Origin of the sequence: Clostridium acetireducens DSM 10703, assembly GCF_001758365.1 — a bacterium.
Classification (GTDB): domain Bacteria; phylum Bacillota; class Clostridia; order Clostridiales; family Clostridiaceae; genus Clostridium_C; species Clostridium_C acetireducens.
In genome coordinates this window covers 24,360-42,182 of the sequence record NZ_LZFO01000018.1, presented here as the reverse complement: position 1 = coordinate 42,182, position 17,823 = coordinate 24,360, and the positions used below count along the sequence as shown (strand labels likewise).

Here is a 17,823-nt window from a genome sequence, read left to right as displayed (position 1 = left end):
AAACTCCGTAATTCATCACAGGACGTGATGAGCCAATTTCCGCCCCAAGGACGGGGCATAAATTGGGTAGGAGTTTTTTTATTTTTTATTCTTAGAGTGTCTTAATGAAATGACTTATTTACAAACTCTCTTTATGAGGCTGCCTTATTATTTTTATATAGATTATTTTTAATTATTTTATATCTGCAAATTATCTTAGGCATTTTTTATTCAATAATCTAAAGCATAGCAATAACTATTTTGCAATTATATCTTCTATTTTTATTTCCTTTTGTTGAAGTTTATTTTTCATTAAAAAGCTTTGAGTTTTCTTTAATTCTTCTATATCTTTTTCAGTTATTTTTGTGTCAAAATTATACCAAGAATACATTTCTTTTGTTTCTTCTTTTGTTAAGCCTACTTCTTTAGAAGCTATTTCTAAAGCTTCATCTAAGTTATTTTTTATGTAATCTATAGTATCATTGTTAACTTTTTTAAATCTTTCTACTAATTCTGGATTTTCTTTTAGGAATTTTCCGCTTACAGCAGTTACTATAGTTCCTTCTACTATTCCTTCACCATTAGTAACTACTTTTGCTCCACCTTTTATAGCTTTTAATGCTGCTGGTCCTGCTAAAAGTGCAGCATCTATACTTTTATCATTTAATGCAGCTAAAGCTTCTGGTATTCCCATATTTATAAACTCAACATCTTCTTGCTTTAATCCTTCTTTTTCTAAAGAACCTACTAAAAGTTGATGAAGTACTGTTCCTTTTGGTCCTCCAATTTTTTTACCTTTAATATCTTTTGGAGTTTTTATATCTGGATTTTTAGTAATTATCATAAATGCCTTTGGAGCTCTGCTATATACATTTATTATTTTTAAATCCACTCCATTAGATGCTGCTAAAATAGCAGAAGTACCACCTAAAGCATGAAGAAACTGTAATTCTCCTGCTGCAAGAGCTTGAGTTTGTTGTGGTCCTGCAGTTATTTCATGCCACTTTACATTTATTTTGTCTTTTTCAAACTCCTTATCAAAGCTCTTTTTATCCTTTTCAATTATTGAAGGTACATTTAAAGGAGCTTTTACATAAGTTACATTTATTGTGCTAGTTTTTTCTTTCTTTTCTTCTGGTTTAGATTCCTGTTTTCCACAAGCCATTAATAAACTTCCTCCCATGAAAACAGCTAATGCTAAAGCCAATAATTTCTTTAACTTTTTCATTTTATATCCCTCCTGTTTTTTATTTATCTTCCATAAAAAGAGTTTTTAAAATATCCTCTTTAATATAGGCTAAATTATTTGAAGATACATTCCTTGGATATTCACATTCAATTTTATAATCTTTTACAATATTACCTTTATCCAAAATTATAATTCTATGTCCTAATAAAATTGCTTCGTCTACATTGTGAGTTACAAAAATAATTCCTTTTTTTGTTTTTGTATATAAATTTATAATTTCTTCCTGAAGCTTATATCTAGTAAAATAATCCAAAGAAGCAAAAGGCTCATCCATAAGCATTATATGAGGTTCATAAGCAATAGCTCTAGCTATAGATACTCTTTGTGCCATTCCCCCAGAAAGTTGTTTTGGATAGGCATCTGCAAATTTTTCTAGTTTCATTAATTTTAAATATTTGTCCTCTAATTGTCTATTTCTTTTTTTTAAATAAAAGGTTAAATTTTCTCTTACAGTAAGCCAAGGGAAAAGCCTATTTTCCTGAAATACCATACCTATTTTAGGCTTAACTATTTCATTATTATTATAAAACACTATACTTCCTTCTGTAGGTTCTTCTAAGTCTGCTAAAAGTCTTAAAAAAGTTGTTTTTCCACAACCGCTTCTACCTAATATTATAGTTATAACATCACTTTCTATATTTGTATTTATATTATATAAAACCCTATGAACTTGTCCATTTACATTATAATTTTTTATTAATTTTATTATATTATATCCTTTCATCCTTATATACCTCTACATTACAAATATCTATTTTTTTAATAAAAAAAGAAAATAAAGCATCTGTTATAATTCCAAGGAATCCTATAAACAATATTCCTACCATAACTACATCTGATCTTGAAAGCTGCTGTCCATCTAAAATTAAATATCCTAATCCTGAAGAAGCTGCCACCATTTCAGCTCCTATTATAGCTCTCCAGCTATATCCTATGCCAAGTTTCATTCCTAAAAGTATATTAGGAAGAGCTGATGGTATAATTATTTTAAAAAACACCTGTATTGTAGAAAGATTAAAAATTTTTCCCACTTCTATTAGCTTATTATCACAGCTTTCCACACCTTCCATAGTATTTAAAAGTACTGGAAAAAATGAAGCTAATATAATTATTATAACTTTAGATTTCTCTCCTATTCCAAACCATAAAATAAGCATAGGTATTAAAGCTAAAGGTGGAGTATGTCTTATAAATTCTAAAATAGGTTCAAAATATTCATATATTTTTTTATTTATTCCAAACAATATGCCTAATGGAATTGCTAAAATTAAAGTTATAAAAAATCCCCACAATATTCTTACTAAACTATCATATATATGTTTAAATAGAACTCCACTTAAAATAAGATTATAAGCACTTACTACTACTACTTTAGGCGGTGGCAATATATAAGCACTCCACCAATTGTATACTCCTCCTAAATACCACAAAACAAATATTAATATTATAGGAATAGATCCTTTTAGTTTACATATCATATAAATTAAATCCTCCTTGTATTAGGACGAATTTTAAAATCATTTAAATTTACACTGAATTAATAACTTAAATACATTATCCACATTAATTCCGTTTTCTCACCATTTTTTTACATCACTATTGTATCAATTATTTTCACATACGTCAAAGTTATTTATTCTATATTATGGACAAATAATATCCCATATTTATCAATGTAGAATCGTAGATATAGTATAAAAAAACACCAATCTACGGGTAAATTAACACGCAGATGTGTTAAAAAGATTCTTAAGCCCTAGAATATAATTAAATATATCAAGGGCTTAAATCTTTATTGCATTATATTAAAATACATCTAAATCTTTACCTGATACTACATTACCTGAAAATTTACTTTTAACTTCCTCTACTAATTTCTTATCCCTTAAATCTATTTCTTTCAATAAATTTTCATCTTCACTTTGCATATTCATCATGTAAAGTTGATGATATAAAACCAATAATTTAGGTTTAGCCTTTTCAGCTATTTCTCCTAATTCATAAGAAGATGTATGAACTGAACTATGATACTTTTTCCACTCCTCTGTTCTAGATTGAAATCCTTTATAATAGTATGCTTCGTGAACTAAAATATCACAATCCTTTGCTATATCTACCATAATATCTAAAGGAGCAGTGTCTCCAGATATAACTATTGTCTTATCTGGTGTATGAAACTTATATGTATAAGCCTCAAAGGATCCATGTTTCACCAAAAATGCTTCCACAGTTACCTTTTCATCTTTAAATACAACTCCAGTTTCTATTTCTGTTACATCAACTTGCCATCCACTTTTATTGGCAGGCTCTAATCCATAAATTCTTTCATCTATATCTCTTTTATAAGCAGCTAATATATGATTAGTCATTTCTTTAAGTCCTTTAGGTCCAAAAACTTTTAAAGGCTCTTCTCTCTCCAATACCCATGGAGTAAATATAAGATCTGGATATCCTGTAGTATGATCAGAGTGTAAATGCGTTAAAAAAGCAATCTTTAAATTTTTAGCTATGAGAGCAGAAATTCCTTTTCTATATGCCTTAGCTGCTTGTCTTACAACTCCTGGTCCAAAATCTACAATATAAGCATTATCTCCTACAACTATTGCCACTGAAGCTCCTGAACGATCTGGATCAGCATTAGGAGTTCCTGTTCCAAGTAAAACTAATTTAGTTTCATTATTCATGTTTACTTCCTCCAATTATATAAAATTTATATATTAAACTCATATAGCCTGTGTTGCTACCTTTTCTTGTTGCTCTACATTTACTTTAGCTATATTAAATCCTGTAATTCCTAGTACTATATTTATAAAAATATCTATAAATGCAAATAATACAAATGGTATGAATTTCAAAGGATCTACCCCTAAAATACTTGATGCAAATATAGCATGAACACTCCAAGGAACCAGTATTATTCCAACTGTTCCAACTGTTTCGACTATTCTTGATAAATTTTTAGCATGCAGTCCTCTTTCTGCAAATACTGGTGAAAACATTCTTGCTGGTATCATTATAGCTAAAATTTGTGCTCCAGTAGCAAAACTTATAAATAATCCACTAAACATAGCAGACATTATTATTCCTCTATTAGAATGAACTACTTTCTTTATAGCATTTAAAATTGTTTCTAATGAACCTATTTCTTCTAATATTCCTCCTAGTGCAGAAGCCATAATAAGTAGTATTATAGTTCCACCCATAGCTTCAATTCCACCTCTTGATAAGAGACTATCTAACATTTTTATTCCTGTATTACTCTTATAACCACAAGTTGCAATCTTAAACAACTTAGTTATAGGAATATTTTGAAATAAAACAGCACTTACACCACTAAGAACTGATATACCTAAAAGAGAAGGAATAGTTGGCATTTTCTTTACAGCACAAACTACGCTTAATAAAGGTATTAACATCAAAATAGGATTTATATTAAAGTTATTTATTAATCCATTTGATAATCCTCTTATTGTATCCCAATTTGTACTAACACTTGAAATATAGTTTATGCCTATGAAATAATAAATTGCTATAGAAATGCCTAGTGCTACTAATGAACTAGCCATCATATGAAAAACATGTTCAAATATGTTACATCCAGACATAGACGACGCTACAGTTGTAGTATCTGATAATGGGGATACTTTATCTCCAAAGTATGCTCCTGAAAGAACCGCTCCAGCAACTATAGGAGCTGGAAACCCCATAGTAGTTCCAACTACCATTAATGCAAGTCCAATTGTTGCTATGGAATTAAAAGAAGTACCTGTAGCAGTGGCTATTATAGCTGTTACCAATGCTGCTGATGGTATAAATAATTTAGGCGTTATAATAGTTAATCCATAGTAAGTTAATGTTGGTATAATTCCACTTGCTATAAATAAGCCAATAATTGTTCCTACTACCATAAGAACAAATACTGCAGGCATTGCTCTAGAAGCACCTTTTATAAGTCCTTTTTCCATATCACTGTAAGATACACCTAAGTATTTTCCTACAAAACAACTTACAACTATAGAACATATAAGTGGAACATTCATTCCTGCCTTCCATTTTACTGCTGATGCTAAAGCCATGATAATCAAAGAAATTATAGGTAATAACGCTAAAAATAGATTTGATTTTTTCTGATTATTCATAAAATCATCCTCCCACATTTTAGAATTAGTAATCTTTTGTAGAATGAAATTTATGAATGATAGACTTGTACTAAAAGTAAATTTATTTAAACCAATTAAAGTATAAGCTTTATCTGCCTTATACTAATATATAACATAAACACACTAGATAACTTTTTTATGAGTTATCTATTCTACCATACTACTATCCTACAAGTCAATATTTAATTTACCACAAATACTACCATCCTACTAAAAACTACCCTTTGTTTTAAGTATTGTACATTAATTTATTATTATTGTCAATAAAATAATTTTTCTTATGATTATTATATGCTCCCTTTATAGTGACAGTTGAAATAATAAAACTGTTATTATAAAGGGAGCATATAATTAGAATAATACTACCTAGTTATTCTTAAATATATAATTTAAAAATTTCCTAACTTTATAAAATTACTTTCATACAAGGTATTACCATTACTACTTCATCTCTTTTTTTCCAAAAGAAACTGCTGATATAAATATTGATAATATCAAAATAGCAATTGCACAAGGTATCAATGGAAATAAATCAAAAGGCATTTTATCTACCCCCATAGATACTCGGTGAAGTTCAGAGGTTACTAATCTACCACTATAACAGTATGGATAAGCCACCCATGCTGGTGTAGATGCAACAAAAACTGCTGGAATAACTAACAACATGTTTAACCCTATTGTGATAATTGGTTTTTCAAAGAATACAGTTATCATCCACATTAAAGAAGCAGCAGGAATAGATGATAAAAATAAATATATACTCCACTTTAGTACATACAAAACAGGTAATGTTTCAGAAATACCTTTTGTTTTTGTTGCAACCCATCCAGCTACTACAAATGAAATAAAGAATATTGTAATTTCTAAAACAATAAATATCAGTAATACAACCCACTTTGCCACAGCCATTTTTTTGCGACTAATGGGCAATGCCAACATTTTTAATATTCCATTATTCTTTGTTTCACGTCCTGAAATCATAACACATGTAACAACCATACTAAAAGGTAATAAATAATATCCAAACAACAATCCACTTTGCACAAACATAGCAGCCCATGCTCCCTTATATTCAGGTGTGAAATACATACTCAAATTTGAAACTCCAGAAATCACCACTAATAACGGCGGAATAAAAATTAAAGGTAAAATAAAAGAGCGTTTAACCTTTTTAAATTCAATCTTCACCATATCAATAAAACTCATATTTACACCTCCCTATTCATAGCGGACATGTTTAATTAACCATAGTCCTATTACAAGAAAAATAATGGTTTCAATAATAGACATTGTAATAATTGTATAATCTAAAGAAACAGTTGGAGAAAAAGCAGGTTTCATAATCAATACAAATGGATTACTCAAAAACAATTTACTGTTTCCAAAAGCCATTATCATACCACTAAAAAATCCAGCCACACCTATACCTAATGTTATCCACATATTTTCAAAACGAGATGATACTAAAAGCATTAAAGCCATTACTGGTAATGAAGTTAAAAAAGAATACATAGTAAACTTTATAAGTGTATATAATTCAAACTCCCCACTTGGTAACATAGTTGATCCAATACAAGCTAAAGCGATATTTTGTATTACAATACAAATTGCTAAGAGCACCAACATAATAATAAACTTCCATAAATAAATACCAGTTACTTTCACAGGTAACATATACATCTTTTTCAATGCATCACCATTATGCTCGATATTGTAAATCATACAAGTTGCAACAACAATAGCAAATAAGTTTAAAACCATAATCATTCCGTAAAGCTGAGTCATTAAAATTACCATTGGGGGTAATGGTAATGACAACAAGCTATTTTTACGTATAATAAAATTGATAAATGCGTATAAAGCTCCTAAAATACCTACAGATAACATAGTTAAAATAACACCAGATCGTCTACACTTTTTTAACTCTATTAATAATGTTCTCATAGTTTTGCCCTCTGTTTTCTGTTAGCATTATCTTTTTCAATCATAGAAAGGAACATATCTTCCAAATTATCTGTAGCAAAACCATTTTGTTTGGCTGATTTACGCAAGTCATTCATACTACCTTCAAATAACATATTCCCGTGATTTAAAATTCCAATGTCATCTGCCATAAGCTCAATTTCGGACAACATATGGGAAGAAATTAATATAGTGCAATCATAAATTTCAGGAAGAGATTTAATTAAATTTCTAATTTCATGGATTCCTGATGGATCAAGTCCGTTGGTTGGTTCATCTAAAATTAAAATTGGAGGCTTACCAATCAATGCAGAAGCAATTCCAAGACGCTGTTTCATACCAAGGGAATATTTCTTAACAAGACGATCTCCGAATTCAGATAATCCCACCAATTCTAATGCGGCATCTATTGTGTTAGCTGGAAGCTCTAAAATACAACGAATTATATCTAAATTTTCCCTGCCAGTTAAATTGCTATAATAAGAGGGTGACTCTATAAAAGAACCTATTTCTTTTAGAATATCTATACTATCACGAGGAAACTTTTTACCATCAATAACAAAATCCCCAGAGGTTGGATTTGTCAATCCTAGTAGCATTTTCATTGTAGTAGATTTTCCTGCTCCATTTGGACCAAGAAACCCATATATAGTACCCTTACGAATGTGCAAAGATACATTATTTACAGCAGTAAACTTCTTATATCTCTTTGTTAAATTATTTGTATATATAATGTTTTCCATAACAACCACTCCTTTCGCGTTAATACTAGTATACTTTTCCATCCTTACACCTACATTCTCACTACCTTACATTTACCTTACTTTTAGGAAGCCTTAACCATTTAAACATGCTTATGTGGTATAATTATACAAAAGGTGGTGAATTTAATGAATTATGACTACTTAAAATCAAAGAAAATATTAATTGTAGATGATGAGCCAGAACTTATTAAAATGCTAATTTCTATTTTAAAAGATGATGGCTTTTTAAATATTGTTACAGCAAAATCAGTAGAAACTGCATTATCGGTTTTCCAAGAAGAAAACCCAGAATTAGCAATTTTGGATGTTATGCTTCCAGATGGAGATGGATTTGACCTTGCGAAAAAAATTCTCTCTCTTTCAGATATCCCTATTATATTTTTAACCGCAAAAGACCAAGCAGAGGACAAGTTTTCAGGATTAGGATTAGGAGCAGATGATTACATTGTAAAACCATTTCTCCCAAAAGAATTGCTTTTAAGAATAAGTGCTGTTTTGAGACGTTGCTATAAAGAAGAAGACCCTACCGTAAAACTATCAGCATGCGAAATTGATTTCAGTAAAGCTCAGATTAAAAAAGGCCAAGATGTTCTTCCTTTAACGGCAAAAGAATATTACTTATTAGAAGCATTAGTAAGAAATGCAAATAAAATTGTTACTATTGACGCTTTATGTGAAGCTGCATGGGGTGATAATCCTTTTGGTTATGAAAATTCTTTAATGGCACACATTCGCCGTATTCGAGAAAAAATTGAGGACAATCCATCAAACCCTACTTCCTTATTAACTGTAAAAGGATTAGGATACAAGCTAATGGTGGAAAATAGGGGGTAAGTAAGTGCACTCATTTGTAAAATATATAAAAAAATATTTCACCATATTTATTGGAGTTATGCTTATAATTATATTTTTAGATGTGATACTGTATGGAATTGCATTTCGAAATATAATATTTCGTCAAAATGGTGAATTCTTACCCACAGAACTTCTTCAACAAACTGCAGAACACCTAACAAATAAAAATGGAAGCTATACTATTTCTAAAGAACAAATTTCAATTTTAAAAAATCAAAATGTATGGGCAATGGTAATAGGTGAAAATGGAAAAGTTATTTGGAACTATGCTTTACCAAATGAAGTCCCAAAAGTATACTCTTTAAAGGATATGGCTCTTATGTCTAAATACTATTTGTGTGATTATCCAGTTTTTATTCAGAACTTAGATAATGGAATATTAGTATTAGGTTATCCAAAAGAAAGCTATTACAAAATTACTTCAAACTATATGCCCACAAACATAGTTCGCAATACACCTTTTTTTATACTAGGAATGCTTATTTTAGATATGGCACTTTTATTTCTTGCATATACTTTTTCCAAACGTCATATTGCAAAAAGTATTGTTCCTATTGCAGAAGCCATTAACGATTTATCACATGGAAAACCAGTAGAATTAAAAACTAAAGGGGATTTATCTGAAATAGGAAATAGTTTAAATGAAACAGCTGCCATATTAAATAAAAAGGATACTGCTAGAGCAAACTGGATTAGCGGAGTTTCCCATGACATTCGCACCCCGCTATCTATGATAATGGGTTATGCTGATAGAATTGCAACAGATACACAAAGTTCTCAAAAGATAAAAGAACAAGCAGAAATTATCCGTAATCAAAGCATAAAAATTAAAAATTTAGTACAAGACTTAAACTTAACATCACAATTAGAATATGATATTCAACCACTACATATAAAAGAATTGATACCTGCAAAACTACTTCGAAAAATTATTACAGAACAATTGAACAATGGTTTATCCGAAAAATACTCACTTGAATTAAATATCACAGAAAACGTACAAAATATAAAAATAAATGGTGATGAAAACTTGCTAAAAAGAGCCATAGATAATCTTATTCATAATAGTATAAATCATAATCCACAAGGATGCTCCATTATAGTAAAAATGGGAAGAAATAAAGAAACATGGTACATTCAGGTTGGAGATAACGGTAAAGGAATTTCTCAAACAGAACTTGCCAAACTAGAAAACATACCACACTATATGAATAGTACCAATGATAGTATGGACTTGCGACATGGACTAGGTCTTTTAATTGTAAAACAAATTATCGAGGCACATAATGGATATATGATAATAGATAGTAAACCAAATCAAGGCTTTAAAGTTATATTGAATTTTAGGGAAATAGAATCTATGAAGGGTTTTATATGAAAATTTTGAAATTAATATGTAAAAAAATAACTAGGTAATAATTTAATAATGATACTACCTAGTTATTTTATTGTTTTTGGAAATAATTATATCCATAGAGTTAAAACTCATCTATAATCCATCTATTACCATCATATATACTCGCTTTCAACTTTAAAAGGAACTTCTTCAGCCCCTTCAAAGTTTCCTTAATCAAATATTCAGTTTTCATCAATACTTCAATATAAATGTAAAACATAATAACTCTAATTTTTATTGGTAATTTGATTTCCTAATGCCTAAAGCTAAAAAACAAAAGATTAGAAGTAGAAAGAACCATTCATATTTTAGCATTAATAATTATATAAAGTTTAAAATCTTTTATGTTATAATAGTAAAAATACCGAAACTAGGATATTAATATAATTTAAAATTAAGGCTATATTACTTTAAAACATTTTAGGGGTGAATTTATGAAGAATACAAAATGTATATTATTTGATTGTATGGAAACATTAATTGACATGACTGAACTTCCTAAGTTTGAAGATTATGCTCTATGGGCTTACCATGGTGCTGAATTAGAAGATTATTGGAAAGACTTTCATGAATTTTTAGAAGAATATATTTATAGTAAGGATATTATAGAAAAATTCATTATATCTTCTAAAGAATATGATTTATCAGAAATATTTAAAATAATGGCAAAAAGAAAAACTAAAGATAATTTTCTTATAGAATATATATTTAAAAAACTCATGAATAATTATTGGAAAAATTATAAAGATAAATGCTATGTAAGATCAGATGTATCTAAAACATTACATAAATTATCCGACAAATATGATCTTGGAATAGTTTCAAATTTTAAAGTTAAATCTGGGGTAGAAGATTTGCTAAATTCAACTTCTATAGCACACTACTTCAAAAATATTGTAGTTTCTATAAATGTAGGTTGGAGAAAACCTAACGAAAATATTTACAAAACAGCTTTAGACTATTTTAAATTTAAACCCAAAGAAGTTTTATTTGTAGGCGATGATTATATTAATGATTATGTACAACCTAGAAAGCTAGGATTAAATTCTATAATTCTAGATAGATATAATAAATATAAATATATAAAACACAGAATATCTAATTTTTATGAATTAGAATATTACATTAAATAAAAATTTATTTAATAGAGAAAATGTATTAAAATTTAATTTTAATACATTTTCTCTATTATAATGAAATATTATCGAAGGCAATATCAATTTCAATAGGTATATCATCTGCAGATAATTGAATACACAACACTTGATTTGAATTCATTTTAATTTGAATTTCTTCACCATATATTAAAGTTGGAGTAGATATATTTATATTTATACCTTCATTAAAAAAATTAGTACTAGCATTAGCTGTAAGCATATTAGTAAGCTCTGAAATAGCACTTTGTGCCATTTCATTTAATTCCTCTACTGGAAATCCCATCATCATTTTTGAAGCAATTTTTTTTCCGCTTTCCTCATCCATTACATACACTATATTTCCTCTAATGTCTCCTACTATTCCCACATTTATAGCTATACCTTTACTTTCAATATTTTTATCCTTCATACTAATGCCTTCCTTTTTAACATTTGTAAATCCAATTTGAGGCATTACATTAATAAAAGATTGCATAAAAGGATTTATATATTTTACATCCACTCTTCCTCACCTCTTTTAAATCCAACATTTAAATACACTTCTCCAAATTTAGTATTAGATACTATAGACATTGTTTGTAAATTTGTTTGAGATATATTAATAGATTTTCCATAAAAAGTAGTAGGCGGTGCTACTCTTAATCCAAAAATCTTATTTTTACGATTTAACATAGAACAAGCATTTCCTGCTATAATATTAGCAACTTCTGCTGCCATATTTAATTCCTCTTCTAAATTTTTAGGCTCTCTTTTTAATATATATTGGCACATATGCCTTGCAGTATCAGAAGATAAATCTATAATCATTCTTCCAGAAAACTTTCCTATAATGCCAACTACTATAGAAATTCCTCTAGACGCTTCAGATTTTTTTGATTTCATAGCCTGTCCAAAATTAGGTACATCCTTTATAAATCTATTTAAACTATCTGCAAAAGCTTCTTTAAATATATCAAAATATATTTTTTCTAGTTCACCAAATAAATCTTCTCCAGCCATTATTCTTTGTATTACTGTTATAAGTTCTTCTGGATCTATAGGTTTTTGAATGTATCCTGCTACTTTATTTTCCTTAGCTTTTTTTATTATTTCTTCATCCATCATAGAACTTATAACTACTATTTTTATATTTTTATCTATTTCATGGATAGCTCTAGTACATTCTAATCCATCTGTTCCTGGCAAAGTCATATCCATTGTTACTAATTGAGGTTTTTTTTCCTTAACTACATTAATAACTTCCTCTAAAGACCTTGCTTCCCCAACTACATATAAACCTTCCTCCTCTAATATATCTCTAATAATACTAATTGAAAAAGGAGAATCATCTACAATCACTACATTTAGATTTTTCATTTTATCACCCACTTTTTAATAATTTTAAAATAAATCCATTTTAAACCCTCTAAGGATAATTTTATTAATGTAACTTTATCAAATAAATCGCCAAATGTAAATATATTGTGTAATTTAAATTGAGATATTTGCATAAAAAAATGAATTAAAAATAATCTGTATAAAAATAATAATACAGTAGTATAAAGAAAGTTTGTAAATAATTTGAATGAATTTTAGAGACTCTTAGAAGAAAAAATAAAAAAACTCCGTAATTCATCACAGGACGTGATGAGCCAATTTCCGCACCAAGGACGGTGCATAAATTGAGTAGGAGTTTTTTAATTTTTTATTCTTAGAGCCTCTTAATAAAATGATTTATTTACAAACTTTCTTTATACTACTGTATTATTATTTTTATACAGATTATTTTTAATTCATTTTTTTATGCAAATATCTTACCTTAACTCTTCCCTCTTAACTCTCAATTAAAAAAATTGCATAGCAACTTTTTTATACTACCTATTCTTAGGATTAGCTGGTTCAATATTAATTTTCTTTCCTTTTATTCTATTATCTTTTAAAGAGAAAAGCACTTCTTTTGCATATTCTCTTGGCACTTCTACAAATGTATATTTATCAAACATATCAATCTTTCCTATAAGCTTTCCAGAAAGATTAGTTTCCCCTGTTATTGCACCAACAATATCTCCTGGTCTTATATGCTGATTTTTACCAATGTTAATAAATAATCTTGCCATACCTGATTCTGCACCAGTATCTTGAATATTATCTTCTACATCTATTTCTTCATTTTCATTTCTTTTACTTTCACCTATATAAAGTTTTAAAAGTGCTGCTGCTATATCAAGTGAGTTATATTCCTGTTCTACAAGAATTTGCAATACTTTTTCATACTTTGAAAGCTCTCCATTTTCCATTTCATATTTTATTTTTTCAAGTAAAATATTTGTTTTACTTTCTTCTACATCACTTATTGTTGGAATGTTTTTTCTAATTATTTTTGTTTTAGTATATCTTTGAATGTCTCTTAACTTATATATATCTTTTCCTACTGCAAAACTAAATGCCTTGCCCGATCTTCCTGCTCTTGCAGTTCTTCCTATTCTGTGTACATAGTATTCTTCATCTTGTGGTATATCATAGTTAAATACTACATCAACATCATCTACATCTATTCCTCTTGCTGCTACATCTGTTGCCACAAGAATGTCTATAGTTCCTGTTCTAAATTTATCCATAACTCTATCTCTTTGAGCTTGCTTTAAATCACCATGAAGTGCATCTGCAAAATATCCTCTTGCTTGAAGTTGTATTACAAGTTCATCTACACGTCTTTTTGTATTACAAAATACAAGTGAAAGCTTAGGATTATATATATCTATCAACCTAGATAAAGTTTCGGTTTTCATACTTTGTTTAACTTCAAAATAATATTGTTCAATTTTTGGAACAGTAAGCTCTTTATGTACCACCTTCACAATTTTAGGGTTATTCTGAAATTTCTTTGCAAACTTTATTATTTCTTTATCCATTGTTGCTGAGAAAAATATAGATTGCCTATGTTCTGGTAAAAGATTTATAACTTCTTCAATGTCTTCTCTAAATCCCATATCAAACATTTCATCTGCTTCATCTAATACAATTCTTTTTATACCATCTAATTTTAGAGTTTTTCTTCTTATATGATCCATAACTCTTCCTGGTGTTCCTATTACTATATTTACACCCTTTTTAAGTACTTGTATTTGTCTTTCAATAGATTGACCGCCATATACAGGTAAAACTCTAATTCCACTTTTATATTTAGCAAGTTTCTTAATTTCCTCTGCTACTTGTATTGCTAATTCTCTAGTAGGACAAAGCACAATAGATTGAGGATTCTTAGCTTTACTTTCATTCATCTCTACAAGAGGTATTCCAAAAGCTGCAGTTTTTCCTGTTCCTGTTTGTGACTGTCCTATCATGTCAAGTCCTTCAATTATATGAGGAATAGATTGAGACTGAATTGGCGATGCTTCTTCAAATCCCATATCAATTATAGCTTTTTTTACTTCTTCTGAAATATTCATATCTTCAAATTTTAATTTCTCCATATCAAATTCCTTCCTTTTTTTGTTTAACCTATTCATTATATATTTATTATTCCAAAAATGCAAGTTAAATATTTATAAATCTATATTTTCAAGTCAGAATAAAAATCATTGAAATAATTTGCATATAGAAAATAATTAAAAATAATTTGTATAAAAATAATAATACAGTAGGCATAAAGAGAGTTTGGAAATAATTAGAATGAATTTTAGAAACTCTTAGAGGAAAAAATAAAAAAACTCCGTAATTCATCACAGGACGTGTTGAGCCAATTTCCGCACCAAGGACGGTGCATAAATTGGGTAGGAGTTTTTTTATTTTTTATTCTTAGAGTTTCTTAATGAAATGACTTATTTCCAAACTCTCTTTATGCCTACTGTATTATTATTTTTATACAAATTATTTTTAATTATTTTCTATGTGCAAATTATTTCAATGATTTTTATTCTACAACCTATAAATTGACAAAAACAAATACTAAGTATAAAATAGTATAACTAAATAATAAAGGAGATAAATATGGAAATTCTATTTAATAAATTAGGATTAAACTCAAATTTAATAAAAGGATTAAAAAAAGAGGACATAACTGTTCCTACAGATATCCAATCAAAAGTAATACCTTTAGCTCTAGAAAATAAAGATATTATAGGTAGCTCACAAACAGGAAGCGGAAAAACGCTAGCCTACTTATTGCCAATTTTCGAAAAAATAAATAAAGATAAAAAAGAAATGCAATCTATAATATTAGCACCAACTCACGAGTTAGCTATGCAAATACATAATGAAATAAAACTTCTAGCAGATAATTCTGAAATTCCTATAACTTCTGCTTCAATAATAGGAGAAGTTAATATAAAAAGACAAATTGAAAAACTAAAAGAAAAGCCACACATAATTGTAGGCTCTGCTGGAAGAATACTTGAACTTATAAAAAAGAAAAAAATAACTGCTCATACTATTAAAACTATTGTTATAGATGAAGGTGACAGACTTTTAGATGAAAATAATCTACCTACAGTAAAAGCAGTTATAAAAACTACAATGAAAGATAGACAATTAATGCTTTTCTCTGCTACTATAACCCATAAAACAATTAGCATAGCTAAAGAATTGATGAAAGAGCCTGAAATTATAAAAATTGAAGATAAAAATCTAGTTAATCCAAATATCAATCACATGTTTTTTGTTTCAGAACAAAGGGATAAAATAGAAATTTTAAGAAAGTTAGTAGCTTCTATAAAACCTAAAAAAGCCATTGTATTTATAAATAAAAGTGAAGAAATAGAATTAACTACATCAAAACTTCAATATCATCATATCAAAGCTTATGCCATATACGGTAAAGCAATAAAAGAAGAAAGAAAAAAAGCTCTAGAAGGCTTTAGAACTGGGAAAATTCAACTTCTAATTGCTTCAGATATAGCTGCCAGAGGTTTAGACGTAAAAGGTGTAACCCACATATTTAATTTAGATTTATCAGAAAATCCAAAAGAATACTTGCACAGAGTAGGCAGAACTGGAAGAGCCGGTAAATCAGGCACAGCTATATCTATAGTAACAAAACAAGAAATACACCTAATCAAAAAATACGAAAAAGAATTTAACATAAAAATTCAAAAAAAGAGAATATACAAAGGAAAAATAATTAACACTACTACAGCTAAACCTAGTTTTAAAAAATAAAATTCAATTAAAATATTTTTATAGTAGATAAAATAAATTAAGAATGTACTGTAGAGAGATTTTAACTGTATTAAATTTTGTTCTATAAAATCTTACCCTCTAAAAAAGCTTTTGCGTGAAGAACTTTTAACTGTTTGAACGAATGTGAGTTTTAAAAGTTTAGCAAAAGTTTTTTTAGAGGGTTTAGATTTTAAGAATTAAATTTCCTAAGTTAAATCTATCTACAGTACATTCTTAATTTATTTTATCTACTATAAAAATATTTTAATTGAATTTTATTTTTTAAACTATACTATAAAATACTGCAGCCTAATGTTTTTTCTGCTTCTTTTAATGCAAATTTATGAGCTTCATTGTCAAAAGAAGCTACTCCTTCTTTATATATGTTTACTTTATAATCTAAATTTCTACCATCTGCTGCTGTGTAAAGTACACATATATTTGTACAAACTCCTACTAAAGATATTTCTTTTATATCTTTTTCTCTTAAATAAATATCTAAATCTGTTCCAAAAAATGCACTATAACGTCTCTTTTTAATTATTTTATACTCTTCTTTTACTTCTAATTCTTCTATTATGTTACTGCCTTCCTCACCAGCTATGCAATGTGGTGGAAACATATTAAATTCTTTATCATCTTTTTCATGGTTGTCGCATATAAAAATTATAGGGTATCCTTGTTTTCTATAAGAATTTATTTTTTCTTTTACAAAGTCTATTATTTTTCCACCTGCTTCTCCTGTATATAATACACCCTTTTCATCAATGAAATCTTTTAGCATATCAATTACTAATAAAGCTTTCATAAAAACAACTCCTTTGTATATCTATTTTACTAATTTTTAATATACTTACTGTATAAATATATGTATATACACTAATTCTACATATTTTATAATTTACCTTTATTTATATGCAATTTATTTTATTTAATAATCTTAGTTTGTTGAAAAAATATTTTATATAATTTCCACATAAAAAATAATATGTACAAAAATAATAAGACAGCAGCTATAAAGATATTTTGGAAATAAGTCATTTCATTAAGATACTCTAAAAATAAAAAATAAAAAACTCCTACCCAATTTATGCCCCGTCCTTGGGGCGGAAATTGGCTCATCACGTCCTGTGATGAATTACGGAGTTTTTTTATTTTTTATTCT

At 28.1% G+C, this 17,823-nt stretch carries 16 protein-coding genes; 4 read left to right on the top strand and 12 right to left on the bottom strand.

All coding sequences use genetic code 11. The annotated features are described in order from the left end of the window. Positions 1-235: 235 nt before the first annotated feature. The 8 genes from CLOACE_RS07130 to CLOACE_RS07095 all read right to left on the bottom strand — a co-directional run bounded on the left by CLOACE_RS07130 (position 236) and on the right by CLOACE_RS07095 (position 8,093). Entirely contained in the window at positions 236-1,207 is a 972-nt protein-coding gene (locus tag CLOACE_RS07130) for an NrtA/SsuA/CpmA family ABC transporter substrate-binding protein (protein ID WP_070110416.1), read from the bottom strand. A gap of 19 nt (positions 1,208-1,226) precedes the next feature. After that, complete coding sequence (locus CLOACE_RS07125; RefSeq protein WP_070110415.1) at positions 1,227-1,952, bottom strand: ABC transporter ATP-binding protein; 726 nt, start codon at positions 1,950-1,952, stop codon at positions 1,227-1,229. After that, positions 1,939-2,706, bottom strand: a complete 768-nt coding sequence (locus CLOACE_RS07120) for an ABC transporter permease (RefSeq protein WP_070110414.1) — start codon at positions 2,704-2,706, stop codon at positions 1,939-1,941. Before CLOACE_RS07120 ends, CLOACE_RS07125 begins: the two co-directional genes overlap by 14 nt. A 327-nt stretch (positions 2,707-3,033) precedes the next feature. Next, entirely contained in the window at positions 3,034-3,912 is an 879-nt protein-coding gene (locus CLOACE_RS07115) for an MBL fold metallo-hydrolase (protein ID WP_070110413.1), read from the bottom strand. A 39-nt stretch (positions 3,913-3,951) separates the two neighbouring features. Continuing rightward, positions 3,952-5,367, bottom strand: a complete 1,416-nt coding sequence (gene nhaC / locus CLOACE_RS07110; RefSeq protein ID WP_070110412.1) for a Na+/H+ antiporter NhaC — start codon at positions 5,365-5,367, stop codon at positions 3,952-3,954. A gap of 462 nt (positions 5,368-5,829) precedes the next feature. Then, on the bottom strand, positions 5,830-6,594 hold the full coding sequence (locus tag CLOACE_RS07105; protein ID WP_070110411.1) for an ABC transporter permease: 765 nt from the start codon (positions 6,592-6,594) through the stop codon (positions 5,830-5,832). Between the two features lie 12 nt (positions 6,595-6,606). Continuing rightward, positions 6,607-7,332, bottom strand: a complete 726-nt coding sequence (locus CLOACE_RS07100) for an ABC transporter permease (RefSeq protein ID WP_070110410.1) — start codon at positions 7,330-7,332, stop codon at positions 6,607-6,609. Next, a complete protein-coding gene (locus CLOACE_RS07095; RefSeq protein WP_070110417.1) occupies positions 7,329-8,093 on the bottom strand; it encodes an ABC transporter ATP-binding protein in 765 nt (254 codons plus the stop codon). The genes CLOACE_RS07100 and CLOACE_RS07095 overlap by 4 nt, the downstream gene beginning before the upstream one ends. 147 nt (positions 8,094-8,240) lie before the next feature. On the opposite strand from CLOACE_RS07095, the gene CLOACE_RS07090 reads away from it, so the two are divergent. The 3 genes from CLOACE_RS07090 (at position 8,241) to CLOACE_RS07080 (ending at position 11,498) form a co-directional block, all read left to right on the top strand. Continuing rightward, entirely contained in the window at positions 8,241-8,948 is a 708-nt protein-coding gene (locus CLOACE_RS07090) for a response regulator transcription factor (protein WP_070110409.1), read from the top strand. A gap of 4 nt (positions 8,949-8,952) precedes the next feature. After that, the gene (locus CLOACE_RS07085) at positions 8,953-10,347 is read left to right on the top strand and encodes a sensor histidine kinase (RefSeq protein WP_070110408.1); all 1,395 of its coding nucleotides are present in this window, start codon (positions 8,953-8,955) and stop codon (positions 10,345-10,347) included. A gap of 452 nt (positions 10,348-10,799) precedes the next feature. Then, positions 10,800-11,498, top strand: a complete 699-nt coding sequence (locus CLOACE_RS07080) for an HAD family hydrolase (RefSeq protein ID WP_070110407.1) — start codon at positions 10,800-10,802, stop codon at positions 11,496-11,498. A 55-nt stretch (positions 11,499-11,553) separates the two neighbouring features. Here the strand turns inward: CLOACE_RS07080 and CLOACE_RS07075 are convergent, their stop codons facing one another. The 3 genes from CLOACE_RS07075 to CLOACE_RS07065 form a co-directional block, all read right to left on the bottom strand. Further along, positions 11,554-12,024, bottom strand: a complete 471-nt coding sequence (locus CLOACE_RS07075; RefSeq protein WP_070110406.1) for a chemotaxis protein CheX — start codon at positions 12,022-12,024, stop codon at positions 11,554-11,556. Then, positions 12,015-12,878 carry a response regulator gene (locus tag CLOACE_RS07070; protein WP_070110405.1) on the bottom strand — a complete coding sequence of 288 codons (864 nt, stop codon included), beginning with the start codon at positions 12,876-12,878 and terminating at the stop codon, positions 12,015-12,017. The genes CLOACE_RS07075 and CLOACE_RS07070 overlap by 10 nt, the downstream gene beginning before the upstream one ends. A 497-nt stretch (positions 12,879-13,375) precedes the next feature. Beyond that, the gene (locus tag CLOACE_RS07065) at positions 13,376-14,974 is read right to left on the bottom strand and encodes a DEAD/DEAH box helicase (protein WP_070110404.1); all 1,599 of its coding nucleotides are present in this window, start codon (positions 14,972-14,974) and stop codon (positions 13,376-13,378) included. A gap of 517 nt (positions 14,975-15,491) precedes the next feature. Between CLOACE_RS07065 and CLOACE_RS07060 the strand changes: the two genes are divergently transcribed. Continuing rightward, positions 15,492-16,658 (top strand): DEAD/DEAH box helicase, encoded by a 1,167-nt coding sequence (locus CLOACE_RS07060; protein ID WP_070110403.1) that lies wholly within the window; start codon positions 15,492-15,494, stop codon positions 16,656-16,658. 292 nt (positions 16,659-16,950) lie between these two features. Here CLOACE_RS07060 and CLOACE_RS07055 read toward each other — a convergent pair whose 3' ends face one another. Continuing rightward, positions 16,951-17,466, bottom strand: a complete 516-nt coding sequence (locus CLOACE_RS07055) for a cysteine hydrolase family protein (protein WP_070110402.1) — start codon at positions 17,464-17,466, stop codon at positions 16,951-16,953. Positions 17,467-17,823 lie beyond the last annotated feature (357 nt).